The sequence below is a fragment of the Stieleria neptunia genome (assembly GCF_007754155.1).
Lineage (GTDB): Bacteria > Planctomycetota > Planctomycetia > Pirellulales > Pirellulaceae > Stieleria > Stieleria neptunia.
Map to the genome: position 1 here is coordinate 5,348,717 of NZ_CP037423.1, position 26,796 is coordinate 5,375,512.

Genomic DNA, 26,796 nt, shown 5'->3' on the forward strand with positions numbered 1-26,796 from the left:
GATCGGGCGTTACGGTTTCGGTGCGGCAAAGACGCGGATGATCTCGTTTTTCACTTCGTATTTACAGCCGACTTTCGCCAGGGCGATGTTCAGCACCATCCGCAGACTGACGTTCTGCATTTCAATGCTGACTGCCGTATTCGTGGTGATGCCGGCTCGCTTCAAATTATTCTGGTCCAAGATGATTGGAATCCGATGCTGCTCGGAAAGCTTCTCCAGGAACTCGTCGAGCGGCACGGCGTCCGCTTTGACGGATGTATTGCCCGACAGAACCGTTTTGTAATAGTCCTCAACACTGCGCCCCACCGGTTGGTTGTGGGCGTTGTCACGATAGAGTGCCTGGCGATTCGCTTCGGTCATCTTCGCATCGCCAGACACCACTTTCCCGGAATCAAGTCGCTTCAGTTTGAGATGAACAGACTCCTCGGGAAGATGTCCCAGTTTCCAAAACACCTCGACCAGGTCTTCACTCAATCGCTTCTTCCATTTCTGACCAAAAGCTTGCTTCGTTTGTTTGACCAGATCTTGGATCGCGAAGCCGTCGATCTCGAGCAGTTCGAATTGTTCAGAGCGATACGTGACGAGGACCTGTTGACCTCGGAACTCCATCCGTGTGAACGGTGACAGCTTGGGCGGCTCTGATCGATCGGGCATTTGCGAGATCACATCAGTCTGTGGGTCGCCAACGGATTTCGTTTCGATAATCTTGGCCACTTGAGTCGCCCCGCGTTTGATCACCACCGAATCGTTCTGGATCTCGAAACCATCCACATCGCCAGCAATTTCAACGATGTAGATGCCTGATTTCACCTGGATCGATGCGCCCTCTCGGGTCACCGTTACCTCGTCGACGATTTCATCACCTTTCCGGATCACAATCGGCAGATTCTCGTCCGTGCTGCTTTCGATCCGCAATGTCCCGTGGTCGGTCTGCAAGATGATGAGGGTTGCCGCCCAAACCAAAAACCCGAACATTCCCGCGGCAAGGATCCACGGCAATTTGTTGCCGAACTTGCGACCGCTGCCTGAGACGTTCGTCCGTAGGCTTGTGGGGCGTTGGGGCTCTGGCGCGTCGGCCCGTGTCGGATCGAGCAAATGGGCTTGCCAGCCTTTCAACAGCTGAGCCAGTTCCGATGAACTTTGATAACGTCCGTCGGCGTCCTTGCTGAGTAGTCGCATCACGATCGCTTCGAGCCACTCGGGAACGTCGGCATTGATCTCCCGCAGCGATCTCGGGTCGTCATTGCCGATTCGATTGAGCACCCCCATCGTCGTCTCGGCGCGAAACGGACTACGACCGGTGAGCATGAAGTACATGACACTGCCGAGTGAGAACAGATCACTGCGGTGGTCGATCGAATCCCCGTGGGCTTGTTCGGGCGACATGTATTGTGGCGTTCCCGCGATCACGCCACTGCGTGTCATGCTGGCGTCGTCCACCGCTCGGGCCAGACCAAAATCTGTGATTTGGACGCGTTCGACTCCGTTCTCCAATAGGATATTTGCGGGTTTGATATCGCGGTGAACCAGACTCTGCTGGTGTGCGGCGGAAAGACCGTCGGCAATCTGAGCCGCAATTCGGACCGTTTCGATCAGCGAAAGCGGACCGTTTTGGTCCACCCGCTGTTGCAGACTGGGACCTTCCACAACGGGCATGACCAAATAGGGAAGCCCTTCGTGTTCATCGACCGTTTGAATCGGAACAACGTGCGGGTGGACGACCGCCGCGGCACTCTTCGCCTCGCGCGAAAACCGTTGGCGAGCGGCGGCGGAACAGGCCAATTCGGGGGCCAAGACTTTCACGGCACAGAGTCGCCCCAGTGAAGTGTCCATGGCCTGCATCACAATCCCCATGCCGCCGCGGCCGAGAACTCGTATGATCTCATAGCGTGCAAAACGCCCGATCGATTCGAGATCGTCCGACGGTTCGAGAAAAGAAACGGCATCGGGTTGGCCCCTCGGACGGTCCGCCGAGCTCGCGTCCGTTGCGGCGCCGATCGGGAAGTCTGCGGCGCAATTCAGGAAGTCTTGCGGGGCGTCGCGCAGCAACTCCGCGGCATCTTGCCAGGTCAAGTTTGCTTCCGCCATGTCCTCGATGATGGACTGGCAATCGTCGCACGACTCGATGTGCCGGGTGACTTCTTCGGTGCCTGCTGCGAGACGATCGTGCAAAAATTCGTCGAGCGTTTCGCGGTCGTAATGAATACGTGCAATCATCCGTCGGTCTCCCACAGGCCGGAAAGTTGTTGAGCTTCTTGTTGCAAACGTGCAAACACGCGGCACTTTGCCATTCGAACGGCGCCCTCGGACTTTCCGAGCGACGACGCGACGGTAGAGATCGATTCGCCCCCGACCGCCGTCCTCCAAAACGCTAGCCAGGTGGCGGGTTCGAATTTCGGACGCACCCGTTCGGCCGCAAGGTGAAATTGCTGACGACGGAGTTCGTGATCGAACAACGTGGCCGTTTCGTTTTGACGATCCGGTTGCTGCATCAACAACCGGTTCATCTGGCTGTCGCCCGACCCCACCGGCCCCTTGGATCGCGTCAAGTGATTGACGACCAGATTACGGGTGATGCGGAACAACCACGCTCGAAACGACCCCTGACCGCGTTTGGTGAAGGTCCCCAGAGACCGTCGCACGGCCGCAAACACGTCTTGCGCCAAATCTTCAGCGTCGGCGTGTTGCAGGCCCTTCGCCAACCCCACCCGAACCACCAGCGGCCGGTAGATCGTGACAAACTCCATCCAAACCTCTTCCGAAGCCGGTTGGTTCAGCTTGCCGATCAGTGACGCTCGTGTTTCCGGACCTTGCAACATCGATTTCTCCTACCAGCCAAACACAGGCCGCTACGGCTTGTCACACCAAACTTCCCAAAAACCTCAAAATGGAGACCACGATTAAAATCCATCTTCCGGAAGCACGTCATCGGCAAGGAAATCCTCGCGACGTCTTGATCCTGTCGGGGCCGCAAAACCTGGATTCTACCTCCATCGATAGCGGAGTTGGCCACATCTCGCGGACTCAATCCGCTTGCGGAGCAGCTTGTACCCCGAGAGGGGTTGCAGCAAGTAGCCGGTGGTCGCCTTAGCGCACCACCGGAATCCCGAAATCGATTGCGGATCGACCCCGGACGGGGTCACAGCATTCAGGCGCTGCAACCCCTTTTTGTGCAAATAATGGATATGTCAACCAATTCTTGAAATCTCTACTTTCAACGCAATGTGCGCGATCAATCCTTTGTACCGACGAACGCGCACACCGCGTTATCGCAACATGCTGATGCGTCCCGAGATTGGGAAGTGAGACGCATCAAGAATAGGCGTCGTTGTTGAAAGGTGCACAGCGTTTGAGATGGATGCAGGCGTGCAAGAAGACATTTCTGTGTTGCCATCTCGACGATCAGTGGTGGTGCTCCATGCCTCGTTGCAACCCTGTCACCAAGCTCCTGCTACGGAACACATTGCTTACACGCCAGTGGAGGGCCTGATGCTAATTGTGTGTGCTCACGATCGAGGCGAATGCTCATTTTTAGGATGCGACATGTTGGCGAATGCCGTTAACGATCGAAGAATTTTCCGAAACGGCTCAAGTTGATATGGGCGAACATTTCACCTTGCAGGTCATTGCTGTTCGATTCGTTCACACCGCCGCCGAAACACAGATTCTGCTGAATTGAATTTACGACACCGGTATGAGGTTTGCCTGGAGAGGTCAGGCATCGAAGAGTCAATTTGCACGTTGCTTACCGGCTCACTCGAATCCTGCCTCCTTCACAATGCAAACTTTTAAGCGATGAGAAATCTCACTCACAAGCGTTCCGCCTTCACACTGGTTGAGTTGTTGGTCGTGATTGCCATCATTGGCGTCATGGTCGGTCTGCTGCTCCCCGCAGTGCAAGCTGCCCGCGAAGCAGCACGGCGGATGCAGTGCTCCAACAACATGAAACAGATCGGGTTGGCGATCCACAACTATCATGACACGTTTCGTCAAATGCCGGCCAACCATGGACTGCGAACCGATCTGCCGTCGACGGGACGTCCGCACTCGGGCGTTTCCTGGTTAACGGTGATTCTGCCACAACTGGAGCAGTCGTCGGCAGCGGATGCAATCATTTATGAAGGCACCGACTTCAGCGAAGACTCAATCCTTCCCAACCGCAACTGGGAACTGATGTCTCGAACCAACGTTCCGACCTACAACTGCCCCTCCAGCGCCCTGGAACGATTTCGCATTCAGGAAACCAGCGACGCGACCAAAGACTTTGATCCGGATGCACCGGACACCTACGAAGTCCAGATTCCCGACTACGTCGCATCGGTCGGATACTACAACCCCCCGGGATCGAACGTCTTCTCTTGGGATCGCTACTACGCCAACACCGCGACCTGGTCATGGGGATGGTTGCAAGACGATGGCTTCCTGTCGATGTTGAACAACCGTTTCCGAGAGCGTCGATTCTCCAGCGTCTTGGACGGATTGAGCAACACGATTGCGGTCGGGGAGCACGGTGCCTTCCTGCAGCACTTTGACGGCACTCAAGAAGACTCGCGTCCCGGGCGTGGTCCGGGAGGCTTCTGGGCCGCTCGTCCGATGCACTATGCCTGGGGTGCCTTTCACGGCAAGACCGCCAATGTCACGGTGCCGCGTTATCCGAACAACAGCCTGTTTTCGGGAAACTGGACTCAGAACATGGAACACACCTTGCACAACGGGTTCCGCTCGCAGCACGTCGGCGGGGTGCAGTTCACCATGGGCGACGGTTCGGTTCGTTTCATCACCGACAGCATCGACTTTGACAACATCTTCACCGCATTGTGCGGTCGCTCGGACCGTTACGTGTTCGACCAGGAGTGGGTGCAGTAGTCCATGCAAAGGATGACAGAACGGAATTCAACCATTACCAAACAGAGAACAACGATGACGTATCATTCGACATTTCGCCGGCCGCTCCGCTGGGCGGCCGCCATCCTGGTCCTGGCGTGCCTGCAGACCGGATGCGATTCCTCACCCAAACTCGGTCAAGTCACCGGTGTTTTGACGATGGACGGAGAACCGATCAAGAACGGCAGTATCGAATTTATCCCCAGCGCCGGCGGTCGACCGTCGTTGGCGCTGACGGATGAACAGGGACGCTACACCGCGTACTACCTGCCCAACGTGCCGGGCGCTGTTCCCGGTAAACACCGCATCCGTTTCGAAATCGCCAAGGCAAAACCCGGCGATCCCGGACTGGTTCGTCCCAAGGGCAAGGGCAAACCCAAGGGCGAGGTCACACTGGAACCGTCGACCATCGAAGTCGTCGCCGGCGAAAACCAAGTCGACTTTAAATTGGTCGAAGCCCAAAGCTGAGTCCGCTGCCCAAACTCACTCCGATCCACCGCCGCCCGTCTTCATGGTAGGACAGGGCGGCGGTTGTTTTTGTGCTCGGTCGACTTGATGTTTGGGGCAAACGTCAACGAGGAGCTGCGGGCATCGTCGATTTGAAGAGTGATTGGTCAAAAAAGGGATTGGTCAAAATAGGCGGAAACAATCGGGCGGGTCAGTCGTCGAGACTTTCGATCAACGCCGCAACTTCCTCCGGAGTGATGTTGCGGCAGGCTGCTTGCAGCATCTCTCGGAAGTGTCGTTTCCCTTCGACGCCTGACATGAACCCGATGTTGCCGATCGGACCATAGCTGTCGGTGATCCATCCGCCCTCGGCATCATAGATGGCGTGAAAGGGAACTCCGACCCGTCGGCCATTGGCCAACAACGCGGCCACTTCGGATCCGTGTCGGTCTCGCACGTCATCGATTTTGACCAGCACGAAGTCTTTTGCAAGCACTTCGCGGTGATCGTCGATCCAGCGACTGAGTCGGAAACAGGGGCCACAGTAGCGTTGTCCGGTGCGAATCCAAACGCGACGATCGGTTTCAATCGCTAACTTGAATGCTTTGTCCCATTTCAATTTCGCGTCTTGCTGATCGGGCGCATGTTGTTCGATCAATTCGTCTGCCGCCGATGCGGCTTGGTCATCCTCGGCGTCGAACAAGGACCGCGTGAGTTCTTTTCCATTGACATCGTAGGCGCAAACAAAAACGACACCCTGGGAAACAGAGGGCCACTTCATTTGCTCGGCAAATTTTCGATTTCGGGGATCATTCAAGTCGTCCGGGGTGACATGCAATTGCATGAAGCTGGTGACTTTTCGCTGCCGTGAATAGTCCAATAAAGCGTCGTCGATGAATGCTTTCACGGTGGGGTCGTCAGTGTCGGCGACAATCACCATTTGACGATAGTTTCCCAGTTCACAATCGCGCTGGGTGATTTGAAATCGTTCGGCCAGTGTCTTTCGTTCGGCCGGTGACTCTGTCGCCCCCAACCGTGTGACGACCTCCTCGCGTTCGTCGTCGGGCAACAGATAAATGGTGTCAATCGATCGAAATTGATTGGGGGCATGGTCGAGCGGATCGGTCCTGACCAAGATCTCTGTCTTGCACGGCAATGCATCGAAACGATAGCGTCCCTGCTGATTGGTGACTTGCTCAATCGAAGGCAGAAAAAATGTGGTCGGGTAACCGCTGCCGAACACGGTGCCGTCGGAGACACGGATCGAAGCGCGGACCGGATGCCCCGCGACCGGCTGACCTTGTCCGTCAAGGACCTGGCCGCGAAACGACTTGGTCGGATAGAGTTGGATCTGAACCGGCTGCTTTAGATCGTTGATGACAACCGATCCGGCAAATTGTTTGTCGGCTGAAAACGCGACGGCGGCCAATTTGGTGGCCTTGGTTTCGAATTCAAATCTGCCGCCGCTGTCGGTCTTGAAGGAAAATTCGTCACCGGATTGCCCGTCGATGGCTCCGATTCGAACGCTCGCGTCGTTCAGCTCGACGGCATCGCTCCACGGGACGATTGTTCCGCCAACCGCGACCGCTTTGGCGAGTTCTCGGTGAAGATGGATTTCGTTCTTCGCATCCGGCTCCACGACGATTTTTTGGTTCGCCCGCCAGTCGGACGACATCGCGTTGACTTCCAATTTGCCCGCTGGAACAAGCATTCGCACGATTCCCTGACCGTCGGTGTGTCCGTCCGAGTCCCGTCCCAGGCTTCCCGATCGCTTCTCTCCGTTTTCTCGCCAAGTGAACGGATGCTTGGACCGGAACAGCACACGGACGCCTTGCATGGGTGTCGCGTCATCACCAGCGGTCAAGCGAACCCGAACCGGAATTCCCTTGCCCAAGTTTAACGCGAGCGTGTTCGTCTTTTGCGAGTCTGATTCATAGGGAATCAAATCAATCGTTTGCGTGACCCATTGTTCATCGTTGACGTAGACACAATAGGTGGCATCGGGCAACACATCGGCCGTGAAGCTGCCGTCCGGGTTGGTCGTGGTAAAGACAAAGTCGATCCGCCCCTCCTCTTCGGCTTGAAACGTGCCGAGCCGGACATCGAAACCACCGCGGAACACGGCGTCACCGGAAACATGTCCAGCGATGGTTGCTCGACCGACCGACTTTTTCACCGTCATCTCAAATCGATTCTCCTCGAACTTGCTTTCGACCCGATGCCAGCCATTGTGGTGCAGGTCGACGTCGGTGTAGGGCGCGTCGATCTGTGGAAAATACGGATAGACCGCGACACCACGCTGGTCGGTAACCAAATCGACATCGTCGGGAGCCCCAATAAAATTGTATTCCGGCGGTGCGGTTGCGACCTGGAGATCAAGTTCAACGCCAGGGACGGGTTGTCCGTCGGTGTCCTTGATCGTGATCGGACACGGTTTGCACTTGAACAGGTCAACCGTATGACTGGCCGCCTGCGGATCACGCATCGGTTTGCGAGAGAACTGGTATCCGCCGATCAGTTCTTTCTGCGACCAAGCGGTCACGGCCAACAGTTCTTCCTGCGGTAATAGATCCAACTCGGCGTTGCCATCATCGTCGGCTGTCGCGAACAATTCGATACCTCTGCTGACTTTCGCCCGCAGCTTGGCATTCGCGACGCCTTGACCGGCGTGTTGCAGCAAGAACGTGACGGAGCGACTGGGACGTTCGGCTTGCAGCGTCACGCCATCGATCACCCGTTGTCGCAATTGATTTCGAACAATCATCTCGTGGGCTCGGCTTCCGTCCCGGCAAGTCGCATCGATCACGATGCTGTACCAGCGGTGTTTGTTCACCGGCAGCCAGACTTCAAAGCCGCCGTCTTTGACATCGGGCGTCAACGTCTCAAACACCTGATCGTTGTAAGTGATGTTGATCCGCACCGCCGCGTCATGGACCGATTGACCATCTTTGTCGTTGATTTTGCCGCGGAGTCGCATTTCCAGGGTGTCGCCGCTGCCTCGAATCCAATCGGGCACACGCTGCGTGCCATCGCCATACGTCGGCACCGCGGTGAACGTCAACGCGATCGCCAACGCGGATCCCAAGACGAAAACGCCCTGGATGATGGATGCTTTTCGGTTGGTCATTGCAGAATCTTCCGAGGGTGAATCAGTTTGTCCCAAGACTCAAATGGACCTGTATAACGCACGTCCCAACCGGACTGCAAGTTTTGGGGCAGCTTTGCCCCCCCGCGAACAACCGGGCGTTGGAGCAGAGCGGCACCAGCCCTCCGGTTCCGCGCAGGTGTTAGCGGAACGGCGTGAGCCGTCCGTCGATTGAGTCGGGATCTACTGAGTCAATGGTGAGCCGCTGGCCGTCAGGCCTCGGGCAGCGTCGCAGTGCCCGGCCGCTGACCCGCCCGCGGCTCACAAGAACAACAGCCCGCCAGCCGTCCGGTTCCGCGAGACCGGAGGGCTTGCGCCCTGCCGCTAACATTCACTGCGACGCTGGGCAACTGAGTTGCCGCAACGGCGCCAGCGGCGCAACAACCACGAGGGTTTTCCCCATACCGTCCGGCGTTTCACCGCAATCCCGCAGTTCAATTGATCGAGGTGGATAGTCCTGAACTAGATTTGCGTACGCGCCCTAACAGACGCGGATTGATGTAATCGTCGATGAAAGCACTTCGTGAAAAGATTGGAAAACGTTGCATGACTCGCCAAACCATGACCGGTTCGAGCACCATTGAGCGAATCGAGGCGTTGATTGACCGCCCTGAATTGCTCCATTCCCCTCCCGAAGTGGCGCAATCGCTGCTACAGCTGACCAAAAACGATGACTTCAGTCTGCACGAAATTGTCGATTGCATCCGGGCCGATCCGGCGATGTCCAGCCGCGTGTTGCATGTCGTCAACTCCTCGCGTTACGGGTTGAAAACGTCGGTGACCAACCTGCACCAAGCCGTATCGCTATTAGGCGAACGAAGCGTTCGCTTGATCGCGATGACGTTCAGCATTGCCAACGCGTTTTCGACCGGCGCCGCGCGTGAGCTGTACAACGACTTTTGGCGACAGGCATTGACGACCGCAGCGGCAGCCCGCCGACTTGCCGTCCACTTGGACGGTGTGGATCACAACGATGCCTACACGACGGGGCTGCTCAGCCATCTGGGCACGCTGGTGTTTGCACAGGTCGAAGGAGAAAAGCACCTGTCGCTGTACCGGAGCGCCTCAGGACAGCGTCTGGTTCATTTAGAACGACGAGAATACGACATTGATCATGTCGACATCGGGGCACGCGTCCTGTCCAAATGGCAGTTTCCCGACGTGATTTGCGATGCCGTTCGAACCCATCTCAACCCGGACCTCGAAGATCCACTCGCGGTGGCCGTCCACGGCGGCACGCTCATCACCGACGCACTCTGGTACGCCGGAGACGAATCGATTGCGGCCTGCCGCGGATGGCTAAAAGACCGATTCAATGTCACGATCGACGAATTCATTGAATTGGCCTTGGAGTGTCGCGACGAAGTTCAGCTAGAGCTGGAGGTTTACGGTGTCGACGCGGACATGCCAGTCGACCCAGAGGAGTTATTGGAACAGGCCCGCCAACGGTACATGGAATCATCGCTGACCACCGCATTGGACTTCGATTCGTACGGATCCGTGTTCGGCGAAGACTGATCGTAACCGGCGGCATCGGGTTCATTCCCGAGCCTTTTCCAACAATCGGCTCAACTCTTTGAGTTCCGCGCGGGTCAGGTGTCCCATCAATTGTTTGTGCAGATCACCGACCGGGCCGTCCATCTTCTTCAGAACGGCACGCGCCTTCTTCGTGATCTCGACAAACACGACACGGCGATCTTCGGTACTGCGCCGCCGACTGACCATCGACTGTTTTTCAAGCCGGTCGATCAATCCCGTGATCGCCGGAACCACTTGAATCATCCGTTCGGCGATTTCCAAACACGGCATCGGCTTGCCTTCGCCCCGCAGAATCCGCAGCACGTTGTACTGGGACGCCGTCAACCCGAACTGGCGGAACAGACGACCGAAACGGTTTTGGAGCTGGTCGCTGGTCCGCATCAGGTTCAGCAACGCCTCCTGCTCGGGTGACGCAAACGGTTTCTTCTTCTTCAACTCTCGCTGTAACCGGCCGCCTGTCATGATTGCCTCTCGCGGATCGTGTTGGATTGCGGCGTTTAGTTTACACGTCAAGCGATGGCGGAAACAACTACGCGTCGGATTCAGTCGCAGATGACTCGCGTCGATAGCGGACGACTCCGACCCCCAGCGTGATCACGGTCAGCGGAATAACGAACCCGATCATGACGATCGAAAAGGCGCGATTGACGGCGGGCACGGTCGCCGCGGTGACCAGGTATGCCGTGTAGGCGACGTAATACGCAAGAAACAGACCGCCTTCCCAGCGGGCGATCAGATGACCAGTAAAGAAGATCGGTAAACAGGCCACTGCGACCGCGACCATGACCGGGAGATCCAGTTCAATGGCGGTGTTCGAAACCGCAACGCCCTGGGTGGAAACGAGGGACGATATCCCCAGCACGCCCATGATATTGAACAGGTTGCTGCCGACCACGTTTCCCACCGCGATGTCACGTTCCCCACGAATCGCGGCCACGATCGATGTCGCCACCTCGGGAAGCGAGGTCCCCGCGGCCACAATCGTCAGCCCGATCACCAACTCCGAGACTCCGAATTGTCTGGCCAACAGCACCGCCGCGTCCACGAACCAGCGGGCACCCAAGACCAGCAACGCGAGTCCGGCGATCAACACCAACACGCTCAGAAATAACTGCCCCGCGGAGTTCCTCGCCGGCCTGGTTCCATACTCCGCTTCGTATTCCGCCATGATTCCGGCCTGTTCCTTGCGGCCTTTGATGACGGCCAATGCCTCGTACCCGATCAGCCCCGCGACGAGTATCACTCCGTCGACTCGGCCGATCCGTCCATCCAGGGAAAATGCCAACACTAGCAAGGACAGGCCGATCATCAACGGCACATCAAAACGAATCAGTTGTTGAGAGACTCGCAGCGGGATGATCAGGGCCGACACGCCCAGGATGAACAGCACGTTGAAGATATTGCTGCCCAAAACGTTTCCCATCGCCACATCAGGCTGTCCACGCAACGTGGATTGCAGACTGACGACCAACTCCGGCGCACTGGTGCCGATCGCGACCACGGTCAGCCCGACCACCAGCGGTGAGAGTCCGACCGCGAGCGCCAACTTCGATGCCCCACGCACCAACAACTCCGCCCCGATCGTCAGGAGGACCAACCCCATCACAAGAGAGAAAATGGTGACCAATGAACTTCCTTGGAAAGGGTGCGATCAAACGGCAGTCGTTGTCTGGGAGCATCGCATCGATCTGGCAAGATCGACTAAATCGACAGGCCGATCGCCCGCCGTGCTGTTATAGTTTAGCGACGGTCAATGACGGACGTACTTTGGAGAGGTGGAGACGTGCAGCGAGTTTGCCAGTTGGGATGGTTGATTGTTATCGTGGGTTTCGCCGTTGAAGGTTCGCCGGCGTTTGGGCAAGCACTTCGCGATGCGGAAAGCCGCGACGGAATGGTGGTCGCCGTGTCGCCGGATGCGGCGGCGGTCGGCGCGGAGATTTTGCAGCAGGGCGGCACGGCGGTCGATTCAGCAATCGCGACCGCCTTCGCACTCGCCGTGACGCATCCTTCGGCGGGGAATCTCGGCGGTGGTGGGTTCATGCTGGTTTACCCCGGCGACGGCAGCCCGCCGCTGATGATCGATTATCGTGAAAAGGCACCGCTTGCGGCAGAGCGCGAGATGTTTGTCGACAACAACGACACGCACACGCATCCCTACGTCGGCGTTCCCGGTACGGTCCGCGGGATGAAGTTGGCTCACGAGCTGTATGGATCACTGGCGTGGCGCGCCCTGGTCACGCCCGCGGTCGCGCTGTCCCGCGACGGATTTGAGATCCACGTGGGCTTGGCGGCAGAGCTGAACCGAGAATTGGGTCGCAGCACCAACGATGAATTCCGCCGCGTTTATGGCAAACCCGATGGATCGGATTGGGCGGTCGGTGACCGAATCGTGCTCTCCGATCTGGCGGCGACGCTGCAGCGGATCGCGGATGATGGGCCCAGCGGTTTTTATGCCGGGAAGACAGCGGAATTGATCGCGACGGAAATGAAGGCCGGCGGGGGTTTGATTTCAACCGACGATCTGCTGCGGTACCGTGCCCGCGTTCGCCAGCCGACCCGATGCCGATTTCGCGGCTACGAAGTCCTCGGGCCTCCACCACCGAGCAGCGGCGGGATCACGCTTTCGCAGATGCTGGGGATCGCCGCACAATTTGATCTCCGCCGCTGGGGCCGATGGTCGGTGAAGACCAACCACGTGATGATCGAAGCGATGCGGCGGGCGTACGCCAACCGCGCCATGTACCTGGGTGATCCCGACTTTGCCCACATCCCAAAGCATCTAACAAGTGTCGATTTCGCCAAATACATGGCCGGCACGATCGACATGGACCAAGCCACGCCCAGTCATCTGTTGGGGCCGCCACTGACCGAACCGGACGAGAGTCCCCAGACCACGCACTTTTCTGTGATCGATCGTGATGGCATGGCCGTCAGCAACACGTACACGTTGGAAGCCAGCTATGGCAGCGGCATCGTCGTCCGCGGCGCGGGTTTTCTGCTGAACAACGAAATGGGTGACTTCAACCGCCGTCCAGGGGTGACCGATACGAAAGGCTCGATCGGAACGGTGGCCAACGAAGTTCGCCCACAAAAACGGATGCTCAGTTCGATGACGCCGACGATTGTGCTGAAAGATGGCAAACCGTACCTGATCACCGGCAGCCCCGGTGGTAGGACGATCATCAATACTGTGTTCTGCGTCACGTTGAACGTCTTGGAATTCGGGATGTCCGCGCGCGAGGCCGTCGACGCCCCCCGCACCGATCACGAGTGGTTTCCCGATCGAGTCCGATTCATGGGGGCCGACGATCCCGAACACGCCCGGTTGGTCGAACAACTTCGCCAACTCGGGCACACCATCGTTGACACGAACAGCCAGGGTGACGCCAACACGATTCTGGTTTCCGATGGCAGCTTTATCGGGGCCGCCGACTATCGATACGGGGCCGCGATCGCACCGGGCGGGAACGCGGATTGAGGTCGCAACCCATTCTCGGTCACCCCCTGTTCGGCCGTCACGTCGGCTTACCAAACCTCGTGGCGACTTTTCCCGACGGCGGCTGTGAGATCAACCAGCGTTACGCGTTGCCCAGCAGATGCAACGTACGTTGGTCTGACTTTCCATCAAAGAACCGGTCGAGGATTCGCTGGAACACCGAATCCTCCCCCGCAATCGACGCGAACAAAGTCGCACAAGAACGCAGTTTTAAATCATCGGGTGGCCCCAAGATCTCCGCCGCCGTGCGATCGGGTACCGACAGCATCGCTTCGCAGCAATCCATCAGTCGCGTCCCCAACACGGGATGGGCCAGATAGGCACGGGCTTCGTCGATTCCGCTGATCCCGTACAACCTGGCCGTCGAACTAAAGCCCAGGCCACGAAGTTGTGGAAAGACAAACCACATCCAATGGGTGCGTTTTTGACCGCATTCGATTTCGGACAAAGCCTGTTCGTAGCAGTCACGCTGTGCGGAAACAAAGCGTGCCAAATCAAACGGGTCATCGTTGGCGTGGGGGGGTGAGGTTTGCATGATTGGCAAAATCGCTGCTGGAAAATTGTTGAATCCAAAACGACGCAGGTGGCTCCGCCGGCCTGTCGATTGAATCGGGAACTGCTGCGACAATGGTGAGCCGCTGGCCGTAAGGCCTCGGGCGGGCGCCAGGATGCCCGGCCGCTTACGCGTCATGGCTCAGTCAATCGATAGGCCGTCCGCGCTCGCAGCTGATGGCAAACGGTAACGAAATGACAGGCTGAAAGCCTAACCCACCCCCATGAGCCCAAGGTCGGCCAGTCCGCCACCATTTTACGGCATTGGAGCCGAGCCTTCCGACCCCGGTCGGGTTACAATCGTCCTCTTCCCACCCCATCCCCTCCAGAGAGCTCACCATGTCTCGTGTCGCTGCGCGCTGTTTCGCCCTGTTTGTGTTTCTGCAACTGATCCCCCTCGCCACGGCCGCCGAACCGAAGCCGCCCGAAGGTTTTCGAGCGATCTTTAACGGCACCGATTTGTCCGGATGGCACGGTTTGAATCCCCACCAAGTGGTGAAGCTGACGGGCGAAAAAAAGGAAGCAAAACTCGCCGAACAACAGCGTGAATTCGGCAATCACTGGCGGGTGGAAAACGGTGAACTGGTCAACGACGGCCATGGAGCGTACGCGACGACCGACCAGGAATTTGGCGACATCGAACTGTTGCTGGAATACAAAACGGTTCCGTCAGCGGACAGCGGCATCTATCTGCGTGGCACGCCACAGGTCCAGATCTGGGACGCCAATCAAGTTTTCGACGCCAAGCGTCCCACCCGCCGTCCGCATCTCGGTTCCGGAGGCCTATTCAACAACAACCCGAATACATTGGGCCGCGACCCGATGGTGAAAGCGGATCGGCCGTTCGGACAATGGAACCAATTCAAGATTCGCCAGATCGGCGACCGCACGTGGGTCTGGCTCAACAATCGCCTGGTCGTCGACGGCACGGTGATGGAAAACTACTGGGACCGCGCGCTGCCGCTGCCGTCGACCGGTCCGATCATGCTGCAAACACACGGCGGCGAAATTCGCTGGCGCAACATTTTTGTTCGCGAGATCAATGAACAGGAAGCAGAACGATATTTGGCGTCCCGTCCGCTGCTGCCCAATCCCACCGAGTTTGACGTCGCCTACGGTCCCCATCACAAACAGAAGTTGCACTTTTGGAAAGCACAGTCCGACGCGCCGACACCGTTGCTGTTCTTCATCCACGGCGGCGGCTGGATGGCCGGCGGTCGGATGAGCGGTCTGGTGAATCTGCTGCCCGAGATGCTCGATGCGGGCATCTCTGTCGTCTCGGTCGAGTATCGCTTCATCCCCGAAGCGACGGTCGATGGCGTGGTCCCGCCGGTCAAGGGGCCGCTGCACGACGCCGCCCGCGCGCTGCAGTTCGTCCGCAGCAAGGCCGACCAATGGAACATCGACCCCAACCGCATCGGCGCCTCCGGTGGCTCCGCCGGGGCATGCTCCAGCTTGTGGCTGGCGTTTCATGGCGACATGGCGGATCCGTCCAGCGACGATCCGATCGCACGCCAATCGACGCGACTGACCTGCGCGGCCGTTCGCGGAGCACAAACCACGCTCGACCCGCTGCAAATGAAAACCTGGACTCCCAACAGCCGCTACGGGGGCCACGCGTTTGGATTCACCGGCGATGCGGAAAAAAAACTTTCACAGTTTGACGAATTCCTCGCCCAGCGTGACTCGATCTTGCCATGGATCGCCGAGTATTCGCCCTACGCCCTGGTCAGCGATGATGACCCGCCGGTGCATTTGCTCTACAGCGGCCCGCCCGCCATGGGTAAACCCGCCAAAGATCCCACGCACACGGCAAACTTCGGCGTGCAACTGCAACAGCACTGCCGCAACGTCGGCGTCGAGTGTGAGCTGGTCTACCCGGGAGCGGAAAACGTGCGACACGAAACGACCAGCGACTATTTGATTTGGAAGCTGAAAGGCGAGTAAACACGGCGATCTCGCAGCCGCTCAAAAAGCGGAAGTGGAATAGCGTAATCGCGGAACGGCGCGAGCCGTCCGGTTGCACCGTGAAAGACCGGAGGGCTCGCGCCCTGCCGCTAACAAATCGTTCACTGCGTAGAACAGAATCCGGGAACGAGCGTTCGCCAGTCACCCGACATCCGCATTGGCCTGATAGCTGCGCACGATCCGAAAGATCCAGAACAGCAGGATCGCCGCGAGGGCAAGGAAGATTTGTAATCGCGTGCGCCCACCGACGTTTCGCCACAGACGAAAAACATCCGTCAGCTGTGCCTCGCCGGGATAGCCGACGGCATTGAATCGGTCCGTCACCGGTTCTGCTTGATCGATGCCGACGTCCAGGTGTGACGCGATCTCTTCTGCCAACAGCCGCACGCGCTGTTGCGATGGCATCTCCGGCACCGCCAATCCGACGATTTCATCCGCTTCATCCGCCTCCAACAAAATCACCGAGCGTCCGGGCAACTGCGCTTCCACGCGAAACAGCGAGTAGTTTTTCTTCGCGCTGGGACGTCGAGCCTCGCGCAGGTTCAGTCGTCGAATCTCTTGGAAACTGTAACTCTGCTCGCCGCGCCCGTCTCGAATCGTCAATCGTCGATGTTTCCAGTCCAATTCGATTTCTCGTGGCGCGAATCCGGCAGCCAGTTTCAGATAGGTCCAGGCGACCGTCAGCAATGACAGCGTGGCGATCCAATACAGCAGCCCGCCGCCGAACGCCATCATGTCGGTGACCACGAAATGCCATCGCCTTGACCCCATCAGGTCGATCGGGATCAACACAATCGCCCCCAGGATCGGGATCGCAAAGGGAACGACGAACAGCAAAACGAACGCATATCCCACACCGCTGATCAGCGCATGGGTGAGATTCTCCTTCGGATCCAGGGTGGTGTTTCGGTACCGAATCAAATTTCCCGGATCCCAAACGTCAAAATCGATCAGACCGAACTCGGCGCGAACGGCGTCCGTTGGAGCGCGCGACGCCCGATCGAATCGGTCCACGATCTCATCGGCGATGTCCGGCATCACCGTTTCGACGTCATCGGTCTGAAGGATCGCATCGCGCTGCTCAAGTCCTTCGTGGACACGGCGGGCCTGGCGTTTCATTTCCTGCAGCGCGTCTTCCATCACCTGCTGCTGGGATTGGATCAACCCGCGCGAGATTTCCAGCACCGCTTTGTCTGGATCGGTCTGCGTGATCGCGGGCGGCTCGGGGAAGGCGAGAAACTGACGGATGGAACCCGCGATCCACGCGAGTTCACGATTGCTGAATCGCTTGAAGTAACGCTCGTAGGTTCCGTCGACGGAGATGACCACCAACTCTTCGATCGGCAATCCACTTCGCTCTTGGCCGCAGGGAACGACGCTGACCGTCAAGAGCTCACCGATTGACCACTGACGGCGTTTGGATCGCAACAGCCCCCGCACGGTGACGGCCAGTCGATTTCCTGTCACGTCAATCACCCCCGATTTCGCCCATCGGGTGATCGCATAAATCAGCACGGTCAGGGGAATCAGACACAACACGCCGACAAAGATTCGCGGGCCCGGTTCGGGATCGCGAAATGCGGCCGGAGAAATCATCGCAATGAATCCGCCCACCAGCACGGCCACACCCAAACCTTGCAGGTCAGAAGATCGAAACTGCCGCGGCAACGCGACATGAAGAAAGTCATCCGAACGCTGCATGGAGATCTTCGTCTTGGGCGGCTTGTACAATGGTCGCCATTGGTTTTGCACCATCGCCAGATTCTGATCACTGGGCGTTTCCGCGTCGATGGACAACGCATCGTCCGTTGCTTCGGTGCGATGAACCGTCTGGTCCGCGTCGCGCCGTTCCAGGTCGGCGATCTCAATCCCCGGGACGAATCGGGGCGGTCGATACGTTGTATGGCCGTCGAACCCCACCCAACGCAGTTGTCGGCCCAAGCTGACCGCCAGTGGCGCCGCCGGCCGCAACGCTTGGCAAAACGCCCGATCGGGATCACGATAATCGCCTTGGCTGGCCAATCGGATCCGTCGGGCACCGACGATCACATCCAGCCACACATCCCAAGCTTCGTAGCGTTGTGAATTCTTGCCACCGCTGCTGCGTTTTTCACGTAGTCCACCGAGACGCAGTTCGTTGATCTCAGAAAACGGAATCGACTCGGTTTCGCCCTCGTTTCCAACCACCAACCTTTGCTGTTGCCAATCGATGCACGTCAGGTAGACGGGCGCGCGCGAGAGCAGGCCGCCATCACAACGCTTCCATTGCACGCGATCGCCTGGTTGCCAATGGACGAGTTCGATTTCCGACGCATCCAGGATCGATCCCGAATGGAATGAACTCGCCGTATCGTCCTTTCCAAATTTCTCTTGGAGCCGATCGAACACAGCCGCGTTGTAGATAACGGGAACAGAATCCCAGCGATCCCGGTCGTCACTGTCGACTCGCTCGCGCGTCGATTGAAACAGCTTGGGAAACTTGAGCGGCACGAAGGCGATCGCCGCGAGGACCAACCCGAACAAGCCGATCACCAGAATCCCGGTCGTTTCGATCACCAATGCCGAGCGGCTGGGATTCTGGGGCTGATAGTAGACCTTCACCGACTTGCCGACCGGGTAGTTCTCGCGGAGCCTCTCCGCGGAGGCTTGCGTTTTCGCCCCCATCGTTTCGCTGGCGACCGAGATACCGCCGATGCCAGAATTCAAATAGACGTCGTCACTGGTGTACTCCACACCGTCGACGGTGAATGCATATTCCAGCCGAACAAAGTAGTAGTCCTTTCCGGGGACCACTTCGGCGCGGCGAATCGCCCCTTCCACCGTCGGCCATCTGGACGCTCTCCATTGCACCACAAACGACGCCAAGCCGGAAACCGCAAACCACGCTCCGACAAAGATCAGGCACCACAGAATTGGTTTGGCGGCGGACGATTCGGCGGTTCGGCTCATCGCATCGTTTCCACTCAGACGTCAACGTGCCCCTTCAGCAATCGAAATGTCCGTTTGACTCCCTCTGGGCCGACTTTGGAAGCGTGGCCAGGCCCTTCCGTATCGATAAACGCCACGAACGAACCGACGCCGAAGAATGTCTCTTGCAAATTCTCCGGATCGCCCACCAAGACCGAGAATCCGCCCTCTTTGACTTCCTGCAAATACGTCACCGCGCCGTGCTCGGGATGGAGCGCGCCGTTGTGCAACCCTCTCGCTTCGTCTGCAGCGACTTCCTGCTCGGCCGATTCAATCAATCGATCGGACAACCACGATGCATCGACTGTCGTTTCCACAATCTGCGATCGTTTCGCTGCGCTGTCCTCACAACAGACGACGCTCACCTTGATCTCGCTCATCCGCTTCTTTCTCCCGGTTCCATTGCGATCTTGATGCCGCACATCAGACATCCTGATTGCATTCTACCGTATCGGCGGACCAACATTCCACGCTGGGACTATTGTGCTAGTCGGCGGGCGGATCCTCAAGGTTTGGGTTTTCTCGCAATGGTAAACTGGGGGCCATCAACGCGTATCTTGTCAGATAAATCGAGCCCCAAAGGATGAAATCATGAGCGATGCGACGAAGGTTGCTGCCGCGTTCGAGTTGGCGTCGGAGCAGTACCAGGCTCTCGGAGTTGACGTGCAAGCTGCACTCCAACGACTTGCAGAAATCTCGATTTCAGTTCACTGCTGGCAAGGTGATGATGTCGCCGGTTTCGAAGGTGATGCGGGATCGCTCGGCGATGGGCTGGCCGTTACCGGAAACTATCCCGGCCGCGCCCGAACGGCCGATGAGTTGCGTGGCGACCTGGAACTCGCCTACTCCTTGATCCCCGGAAAACACCGCTTGAATTTGCACGCGATCTACGGGGAATTCAACGGGCCGGTGGATCGTGATGAAATCGATGTCGAACACTTCCAAGGCTGGATCGATTGGACGGGCGACCGCGGCATCAAACTGGACTTCAACCCGAGCTACTTCTCACATCCCAAAGCATCGGACGGATTCACGTTGGCGCATCGGGATGCCGGGATTCGCCAGTTCTGGATCGATCATGGAATCGCTTGTCGCAAGATCGCGGCGGCAATGGGAGCAGCGCAAAGCAATGCCTGCGTCAACAACTTTTGGGTGCCAGACGGTTTCAAAGATACCCCCGCCAGTCGAAAAGCGCCACGGGAACGATTGGCGGCATCGCTCGACGCGATCTTTGCCGAAGACCTGCCACGAGACCAAACATTGGACGCGGTCGAATGTAAGCTGTTCGGGATCGGAAGTGAGAGTTACGTCGTCGGTTCGCACGAGTTCTACATGGGCTATGCCATTTCGCGGGACAAAGTGCTGTGCTTGGATGCGGGGCACTTTCATCCGACCGAAGTCATCTCGGACAAAATTTCCTCAGCGTTGATGTATGTGCCCGAGTTGTTGCTGCACGTCAGCCGTGGAGTGCGATGGGACAGCGATCACGTCGTCACCTACAACGATGAACTGCAGGCGATCATGCAGGAAATCGTTCGCGGCGATTATCTCAGCAGGGTCCACATTGGATTAGATTTCTTTGATGCCAGTATCAACCGTGTCGCCGCTTGGGCGATCGGCACTCGCAATGCGCTCAAAGCCCTGCTTGCGGCGCTGCTTGAACCGACCGAGACGCTTCAGCAGTTGGAGCGAGACGGCGACTTGACCGCTCGGCTGGCGTTGATGGAAGAACAGAAGACGATGCCACTGGGAGCGGTTTGGGACCACTACTGTGAGTCAATGGGCGTTCCCGTTGGTGCGGAGTGGCTTGAAAAGGTTCGGCAATACGAAACCGCGGTCACGTCTCGTCGTAGCCAAGAATCGGTTGCGGGATAAACAGGGCCTCAGCAACCGTTTCCGCTCGATCAACTCAACCCGGAAACCCTAACTTAAACGAAGCACTAACCAGGAAATTCCATGAGCGAAGAAACTTCAAATTCGGGCGGAGAATTTGAACGCGAACCGGTGCCGGATTCGGCATTACTGGGGAGCGGCAAGTTTTGGGGGATGTATGCGGGCGAACACGCCGCGGGAACGGAGTTCATGATCGGACCGCTGTTTCTGGCGGCCGGGGCAAGTTTGTCCGACCTGATTCTCGGACTGCTACTGGGCAACATGCTGGCGGTGTTGACGTGGCGATTCCTGGTCGTGCCGATTGCGATGGCGAAACGGATGACGTTGTACTACCAACTGGAACGCATCGCCGGTGGTTCGCTGGTCAAGTTTTACAACCTGGTCAATGGCCTGCTGTTTTGCTTTCTTGCCGGTGCGATGGTCACCGTCTCGGCGTCCGCGGTGGGAGTCCCCTTCGGCATCACCTTTGATGTTCCGGCGAACATGTTCGGCATGAGCAATCCGTCGTTCACGGTGCTGGTGGCGATTGTTGGTGTGGTCATCGCGACGGTTGCAGCCGGTGGCTACGAGCGTGTCGCTCGGGTCGCCAATATCGCCGCACCTTGGATGATCGCGGTGTTTGCCGCTTGCGGAATTGTGTCGCTCGGGCAGATGGACGCAACCAGCATGGCCGCGCTTTCGGAAGGCCAGTTCTGGTCCGACGCGATCGCTTTCGTGCAGGAAAAGAACGGGCCACAAACGTTCGGTTTTTGGCAGATCGTTGTGTTCGCTTGGCTGTGCAACGGAGCGATGCACTTCGGGATGGCGGATCTGTCCATCTTCCGATTCGCAAAATCCAAGGCATCGGGCTGGGCACCTGCCATCGGAATGTTCCTGGGCCACTACATGGCCTGGATCTCTGCCGGGTTGTTGTTGGCGGCCCTGATCAAACTTCAACCCAGCCTGGCACTCGGTGCCGACGGCAAGGTCACCGCAAACCCCGGCCTGCTGGCGTTTCAATCACTCGGCTGGGCCGGCATCATCTGCGTCGTGATCGCCGGTTGGACGACCGCTAACCCGACGATCTATCGCGCCGGACTTGCCTTCCAAGGCATCTTGCCGAACAGTTCGCGGACCGCGATGACGTTGGTTGCGGGGGCGGTTGCCACGATTGCGGGTGCCTTTCCCAATCTGTCGGCGAAGCTGCTTGATTTCGTGGGCACCTACGGAACCGTGCTCGGTCCGATGGGAGGGGTGATCTTCGTCGACTTTTATCTGATGAAAAAGTTTGGTCTGCAAAACGAGTACGCCACCCACAGCGGAACGAAAATCAACCTTGCCGTGATGATCGCGTGGCTGCTTCCCGTCGCAGTTGGTCTGTATCTGATTTTTCAGCAGGGCGTGTTTGCCGCTTACGCGGTGATTCCCTGCTGGATCGCTTGCGGAGCGCTGTACATCGTTCTCAGTAAGTTCACGCAGAAAGCATCGAGTGATTCTCAAGCAACCGCATCCTCTTAAAACGTCACAGAGTCATACCATGGACAAAATCGCCAAAGTTATCTCGCTGATCACCCTCGGTCTCGTTGTCTTCCCCTGCCTGCTGTATTTCCTCGGCGCGATCGAACTCGATGCCGTGAAGTGGGCCGCGTTGGCCGGGACGATCGGATGGTTCATTTCCACGCCCCTGTGGATGAGTCGTAAGTTGCCGGTCGACGCCAACCAGGTCGAGATCTAAGGATTCGTCGACGACCGGGATTCCTCGCGGTCCATTCACTCAGATCCATCCGAACGCAAACTCTACTGATTGGTGGGAAATTGAAGTCCTTTGCAACTTTCATCGCGTCATCGCTCGTCACCGTTTGCTTGACAATCCATGTCAGCGCGATCGAACCCGTGCAGCTGCGGTGCGAATACGTCGAGAACCCTGTGGGGATTGACATCACCACGCCGCGTCTGAGCTGGCAAATCGCATCCAGCGAACGTGGTCAAACGCAGTCAGCCTACCGTGTCACCGTGGCATCCACCGCCGAAAACCTCGCGGATAACATCGGGGATCTTTGGGACTCGGGAAAAGTGGCTTCCGATCAGACGCTCTTCGTTGAATATGCAGGACAGCCGCTTGAGAGTCGCCAGCAGTGTTTTTGGACGGTGCAGGTGTGGGCCCCCGATGAATCCACTCCGACGACCGGCAAACCAGCTTCGTGGTCGATGGGACTGTTGGACGACTCGGATTGGTCCGCCCAATACATCAGTTTTCGCGATGATTTCCCGATCCACAAGGACGTCAAAGAGCTTCACCTTCCTGCGGCAAGACAATATCGCAGAGAATTTTCCGCGACCAAACAAGTCAAGCGTGCGACGATCTACGCAACCGCACTCGGCATCTATGAATTGCATCTCAACGGTACCCGCGTCGGCGATGCCTTGTTTGCCCCCGGTTGGACCGACTACCGACAACGTGCCTATTACAACACCTACGACGTCACCAACTTGGTTCAATCCGGTGACAACGCGATCGGCGCCTGGGTCGCCGACGGCTGGTACAGCGGCTATGTCGGCTTCGGCTTGCTGACGGGAATGGGAACGGAGAAGACCGGTCGCGCAACGTACGGCAAAACGCCCGCGCTGATGTCGCAACTGGAAATCGAGTACACCGACGGGACAAGACAAGTCATCGCGACCGATGAGACCTGGAAGGTCACCGGCGATGGACCGATTCAAGAAGCCGACTTGCTGATGGGCGAATCCTATGACGCTCGAAAAGAACTGGATGGATGGGCGACGGCCGGATTTGATGACAGTCGCTGGCAGTCGGCAATCCTTGCCATAGACAACGGCAGCCAATCCGCAACGTTTTTTCAGCGTCGTAACCCGACGAAGCCGGGCGGGGGTGTGAAGAATCTGGGTGCCCAACGGGACCTCGGCTTCAAGCGTCCCAAACTGGAAGCCTTCCCCGGTGTGCCCGTTCGGGTGACGGAAGAGATTCCGGCCAAGCACGTCACGGAGCGTGAGCCGGGGACGTTCGTGTTCGATCTCAAACAGAATTTCGCGGGCACGATTCGGCTGAAGGTCAAAGGCGAAACCGGCCAACGGATCCAGATTCGCTACGGTGAAATGCTGCATCCGGATGGTCGGCTGATGACTGAGAACCTGCGGAAAGCCCGCGCGACCGACTTTTACACCTGCAACGGCGATCCCGACGGCGAAATCTACGTCCCACGGTTTACCTTTCATGGATTTCAGTTTGTCGAAGTCGCCAACTTTCCGGGCCAGCCATCGCTGGATACCGTTACCGGGCTGGTGCTGCACAGTGACACGCCGTTGACCAGCGAGTTTGAGTGCAGCGACCCAATGGTCAATCAGCTCTTCAAAAACGTCGTTTGGACGCAGCGTTCCAATTTCCTGGATCTGCCCACGGACTGCCCGCAGCGTGACGAGCGGATGGGTTGGACCGGTGACGCACAGGCTTACGTGGCGACCGCGGCCTACAATGCGGACATCGGTGCGTTTTATACAAAGTGGTTGCGCGAGTTGATGGAATCGCAGCGTCCCAGCGGTGCGTTCCCCGGCTACGCGCCGTTTCCGTTCCAGCATGGCTGGGATTTCGGTACGGCCTGGGCGGATGCGGGTGTCATTTGTCCGTGGACGATCTGGCAGTTCTACGGCGACACACGAGTGATCGATGATTGTTGGCAGCCGATGACACGGTTCATGCGTTGGCGCAAGCGAACCAGCGTCGGCGATCTTGGCATCACGCACGGAAACGCCTGGGGCGATTGGCTTGCCCAAGGTGCCGAAACGCCGCTCGACTATATCGACACGATTTATTATGCGATTTCCGCCCGGATGATGTCCGAGATGGCCGACGCCACGGGAAGACAGTCCGAGGCACAAGCATACCGAACGCAGTTTGAAAAGACGAAAGCCGCCTTCCAGGCGAAGTATCTGAACGACGACGGCAGCATCAATGTCAACACGCAAACCGCTCATGCCCTTGCTTTGTTCGCCGATCTAGTCCCTCAAGATCAACGTGCGTCGACCGGACAACATCTTGCGACGATGCTTGGCGAAAATGGCAACCACATGGCAACTGGGTTTCTCGGCACCCGTCCCCTGTTGCCAGTTCTTTCGGCCTCCGGCCAGCATGACTTGGCGACGTTCCTGCTGCAATCGCGAGAGTTCCCTTCCTGGGGTTACGAAATCGCTAATGGAGCGACGACAATCTGGGAACGCTGGGACAGCTATACCAAAGAAGATGCGTTCGGCCGACACAACGCCGCGATGAATTCATTTTCTCACTATGCGTTTGGTGCGGTATGCGAATGGATGTTTGCCACCTTGGCAGGGATTCAATCGGACGGGCCGGGATTCAAAAAAATCATCATTCGCCCGACGCCACCGTCACCGGGCAGCAATGCGATGCACGAGCCGATCCACTGGGTGCGTGCTTCCTACCAGTCGATCCGAGGCACGATCCGCAGCGATTGGAAACTGGCCGATGGCCGTTTCCACCTGAGCGTTTCAGTCCCTGCCAATACAACGGCGACGGTTTACCTTCCGACCAGTGACACGGGCAGCATCACGGAGAGTGGCAACCCTCTCAAGGGACATCGACACGTGAGTGTCCTCCGCAGTGATGCCAACGTCGCCGTTCTGGTGGTCGCATCGGGCAGCTACGAGTTTTCTGCAACCAGCGGTATCGCTCCGGCATCCGTCGCACTGAAGACATCGCAGCCCAAAGACAACTCGATCAATCCCAACGGCATCGACCTGAGCGACGCGACCAAGCTGGCGTCATGGGATTTCACGAAACCGTCAGACCTGGCGAAGTGGGCGGAGCGGAAAAGTGTCGAGATCCGCCAGCGAGGCGGCAAGGCATTTTTGCTTGCCACTGGAGAGGATTCGCAGATGGCGGCAAGGCTTGGCACGCCGGCCTCGGGAAAGCTGGTCATTGAGTTGCGTGCGATGCCGGCAAGGGGCGCGACCAGTCAGTTTTTCTGGGCACAACCCGGACGAGGTTTCAACGGCCAGCAACAAAGCAAACGGACGCTTCGAGAATCCGATCAGCTGAACGCCTACTTGTTTTTGATTCCCGGAGAACAGCGCGTCGGCAAAATTCGTTTCGATCCATTCGCAACCTATGACCGGTACGCCGACGTTGGCGAAATGCTGATCGAATCAATCTCTGTCTATCAGCTCGCACAGTGATTCACAGATCTTCGATGCACTCTGTTCCGAACCGATTTCATTGCCTCGACGCCAAGCTGTCTTGCAACATTACGAGGTATGTCGCATGACTTAGTTAAGTCGGCGGCAGGCCATCGGGAACACTGAACGACGGCCCCTATTGGTGGCGTTTCCGGACAGCCTAAGCATCGCGGCGTACGGACGAGTGATGAAAGCGAACAGATGGATAGCCACAAAAAACACGAGAAAACACAAAAATCCCGCAGCAAGAATGGCAGTTCCTGCAGCGTTAAAGGAAATCAACAGTCATTAAATACTTTTTCACCTGTAGTTTTGCTGCACCAAAATTGATCAGTAGGCCGGTTTCGATTCTGGACGATTTAAGGTAGCCAAGAATCTGCGCGACGTGTTCGTCGGTCGTCGCTTTGCATGCTTTGAGCTCGACGATGAGGCAGTCTTCTATGAATAGATCGGCGAAATATTCACCCAGGACCGTTCCGTCTTCATCGTAAACCGTCAATGGATGCTGCTGCCGCACCTTCAAACCTTGCTTGCCAAGCCGATTAACCAACGCATTCTCATAAACCTTTTCGAGGTGACCGTTTCGGTGGTACTTATGAATCGCAAAGCTTGTTTCTCTGACAATGTCACACAGTGCGTTAATATTTCCCCAGCTCATTTTTGTGCATTCTCGTGTTTTTTGTGGCGATTGACCAAACCCCAACTTGGCCAATCTTGT

19 protein-coding genes are annotated in these 26,796 nt (G+C 57.6%); 10 read left to right on the forward strand and 9 right to left on the reverse strand.

From position 1 onward, the window contains the following. Nucleotides 1–9: 9 nt before the first annotated feature. A complete protein-coding gene (locus Enr13x_RS18515; RefSeq protein WP_145388440.1) occupies nucleotides 10–2,217 on the reverse strand; it encodes a serine/threonine-protein kinase in 2,208 nt (735 codons plus the stop codon). Beyond that, nucleotides 2,214–2,819 carry an RNA polymerase sigma factor gene (locus tag Enr13x_RS18520; RefSeq protein ID WP_145388441.1) on the reverse strand — a complete coding sequence of 202 codons (606 nt, stop codon included), beginning with the start codon at nucleotides 2,817–2,819 and terminating at the stop codon, nucleotides 2,214–2,216. The genes Enr13x_RS18515 and Enr13x_RS18520 overlap by 4 nt, the downstream gene beginning before the upstream one ends. 734 nt (nucleotides 2,820–3,553) lie before the next feature. Here Enr13x_RS18520 and Enr13x_RS39415 point away from each other — a divergent pair. The 3 genes from Enr13x_RS39415 (at nucleotide 3,554) to Enr13x_RS18530 (ending at nucleotide 5,352) form a co-directional block, all read left to right on the forward strand. Then, nucleotides 3,554–3,679: a hypothetical protein gene (locus Enr13x_RS39415; RefSeq protein ID WP_261344192.1), complete on the forward strand. Its 126-nt coding sequence runs from the start codon at nucleotides 3,554–3,556 to the stop codon at nucleotides 3,677–3,679. A gap of 116 nt (nucleotides 3,680–3,795) precedes the next feature. Then, entirely contained in the window at nucleotides 3,796–4,866 is a 1,071-nt protein-coding gene (locus Enr13x_RS18525; RefSeq protein WP_145388442.1) for a DUF1559 domain-containing protein, read from the forward strand. A gap of 54 nt (nucleotides 4,867–4,920) precedes the next feature. Then, a complete protein-coding gene (locus Enr13x_RS18530) occupies nucleotides 4,921–5,352 on the forward strand; it encodes a carboxypeptidase-like regulatory domain-containing protein (RefSeq protein WP_145388443.1) in 432 nt (143 codons plus the stop codon). 190 nt (nucleotides 5,353–5,542) lie between these two features. On the opposite strand, the gene Enr13x_RS18535 is transcribed toward Enr13x_RS18530, so the two are convergent. Then, nucleotides 5,543–8,458 carry a thioredoxin family protein gene (locus Enr13x_RS18535; RefSeq protein WP_145388444.1) on the reverse strand — a complete coding sequence of 972 codons (2,916 nt, stop codon included), beginning with the start codon at nucleotides 8,456–8,458 and terminating at the stop codon, nucleotides 5,543–5,545. A 564-nt stretch (nucleotides 8,459–9,022) separates the two neighbouring features. Between Enr13x_RS18535 and Enr13x_RS18540 the strand changes: the two genes are divergently transcribed. Further along, nucleotides 9,023–9,994: an HDOD domain-containing protein gene (locus Enr13x_RS18540; RefSeq protein WP_197456140.1), complete on the forward strand. Its 972-nt coding sequence runs from the start codon at nucleotides 9,023–9,025 to the stop codon at nucleotides 9,992–9,994. 21 nt (nucleotides 9,995–10,015) lie between these two features. Here Enr13x_RS18540 and Enr13x_RS18545 read toward each other — a convergent pair whose 3' ends face one another. Further along, complete coding sequence (locus Enr13x_RS18545) at nucleotides 10,016–10,477, reverse strand: MarR family winged helix-turn-helix transcriptional regulator (protein ID WP_145388446.1); 462 nt, start codon at nucleotides 10,475–10,477, stop codon at nucleotides 10,016–10,018. A 67-nt stretch (nucleotides 10,478–10,544) separates the two neighbouring features. After that, the gene (locus tag Enr13x_RS18550) at nucleotides 10,545–11,642 is read right to left on the reverse strand and encodes a calcium/sodium antiporter (protein ID WP_145388447.1); all 1,098 of its coding nucleotides are present in this window, start codon (nucleotides 11,640–11,642) and stop codon (nucleotides 10,545–10,547) included. Nucleotides 11,643–11,837: 195 nt separating this feature from the next. Between Enr13x_RS18550 and ggt the strand changes: the two genes are divergently transcribed. Next, on the forward strand, nucleotides 11,838–13,493 hold the full coding sequence (gene ggt, locus Enr13x_RS18555; protein ID WP_197456141.1) for a gamma-glutamyltransferase: 1,656 nt from the start codon (nucleotides 11,838–11,840) through the stop codon (nucleotides 13,491–13,493). Between the two features lie 100 nt (nucleotides 13,494–13,593). Here ggt and Enr13x_RS18560 read toward each other — a convergent pair whose 3' ends face one another. Continuing rightward, on the reverse strand, nucleotides 13,594–14,046 hold the full coding sequence (locus tag Enr13x_RS18560; protein WP_145388449.1) for a DUF1810 domain-containing protein: 453 nt from the start codon (nucleotides 14,044–14,046) through the stop codon (nucleotides 13,594–13,596). 356 nt (nucleotides 14,047–14,402) lie between these two features. Here Enr13x_RS18560 and Enr13x_RS39000 point away from each other — a divergent pair, with 356 nt between their 5' ends. Continuing rightward, a complete protein-coding gene (locus tag Enr13x_RS39000) occupies nucleotides 14,403–16,010 on the forward strand; it encodes a family 16 glycoside hydrolase (RefSeq protein WP_145388450.1) in 1,608 nt (535 codons plus the stop codon). 162 nt (nucleotides 16,011–16,172) lie between these two features. On the opposite strand, the gene Enr13x_RS18570 is transcribed toward Enr13x_RS39000, so the two are convergent. Both Enr13x_RS18570 and Enr13x_RS18575 read right to left on the reverse strand, forming a co-directional pair. Continuing rightward, complete coding sequence (locus tag Enr13x_RS18570) at nucleotides 16,173–18,980, reverse strand: DUF3592 domain-containing protein (protein ID WP_145388451.1); 2,808 nt, start codon at nucleotides 18,978–18,980, stop codon at nucleotides 16,173–16,175. Nucleotides 18,981–18,994: 14 nt separating this feature from the next. Continuing rightward, nucleotides 18,995–19,378, reverse strand: coding sequence for a hypothetical protein (locus tag Enr13x_RS18575; protein ID WP_145388452.1), 384 nt, complete (start codon nucleotides 19,376–19,378; stop codon nucleotides 18,995–18,997). A 211-nt stretch (nucleotides 19,379–19,589) separates the two neighbouring features. Between Enr13x_RS18575 and Enr13x_RS18580 the strand changes: the two genes are divergently transcribed. The 4 genes from Enr13x_RS18580 to Enr13x_RS18595 all read left to right on the forward strand — a co-directional run bounded on the left by Enr13x_RS18580 (nucleotide 19,590) and on the right by Enr13x_RS18595 (nucleotide 26,078). Next, nucleotides 19,590–20,873: an L-rhamnose isomerase gene (locus tag Enr13x_RS18580; RefSeq protein WP_145388453.1), complete on the forward strand. Its 1,284-nt coding sequence runs from the start codon at nucleotides 19,590–19,592 to the stop codon at nucleotides 20,871–20,873. Nucleotides 20,874–20,954: 81 nt separating this feature from the next. Beyond that, entirely contained in the window at nucleotides 20,955–22,388 is a 1,434-nt protein-coding gene (locus tag Enr13x_RS18585) for a purine-cytosine permease family protein (protein ID WP_145388454.1), read from the forward strand. A 19-nt stretch (nucleotides 22,389–22,407) separates the two neighbouring features. Then, nucleotides 22,408–22,605, forward strand: a complete 198-nt coding sequence (locus Enr13x_RS18590; RefSeq protein WP_145388455.1) for a hypothetical protein — start codon at nucleotides 22,408–22,410, stop codon at nucleotides 22,603–22,605. An 80-nt stretch (nucleotides 22,606–22,685) separates the two neighbouring features. Continuing rightward, complete coding sequence (locus Enr13x_RS18595) at nucleotides 22,686–26,078, forward strand: glycoside hydrolase family 78 protein (RefSeq protein WP_145388456.1); 3,393 nt, start codon at nucleotides 22,686–22,688, stop codon at nucleotides 26,076–26,078. 268 nt (nucleotides 26,079–26,346) lie between these two features. Here the strand turns inward: Enr13x_RS18595 and Enr13x_RS18600 are convergent, their stop codons facing one another. Further along, nucleotides 26,347–26,736, reverse strand: coding sequence for a GxxExxY protein (locus Enr13x_RS18600; RefSeq protein WP_145388457.1), 390 nt, complete (start codon nucleotides 26,734–26,736; stop codon nucleotides 26,347–26,349). Nucleotides 26,737–26,796 lie beyond the last annotated feature (60 nt).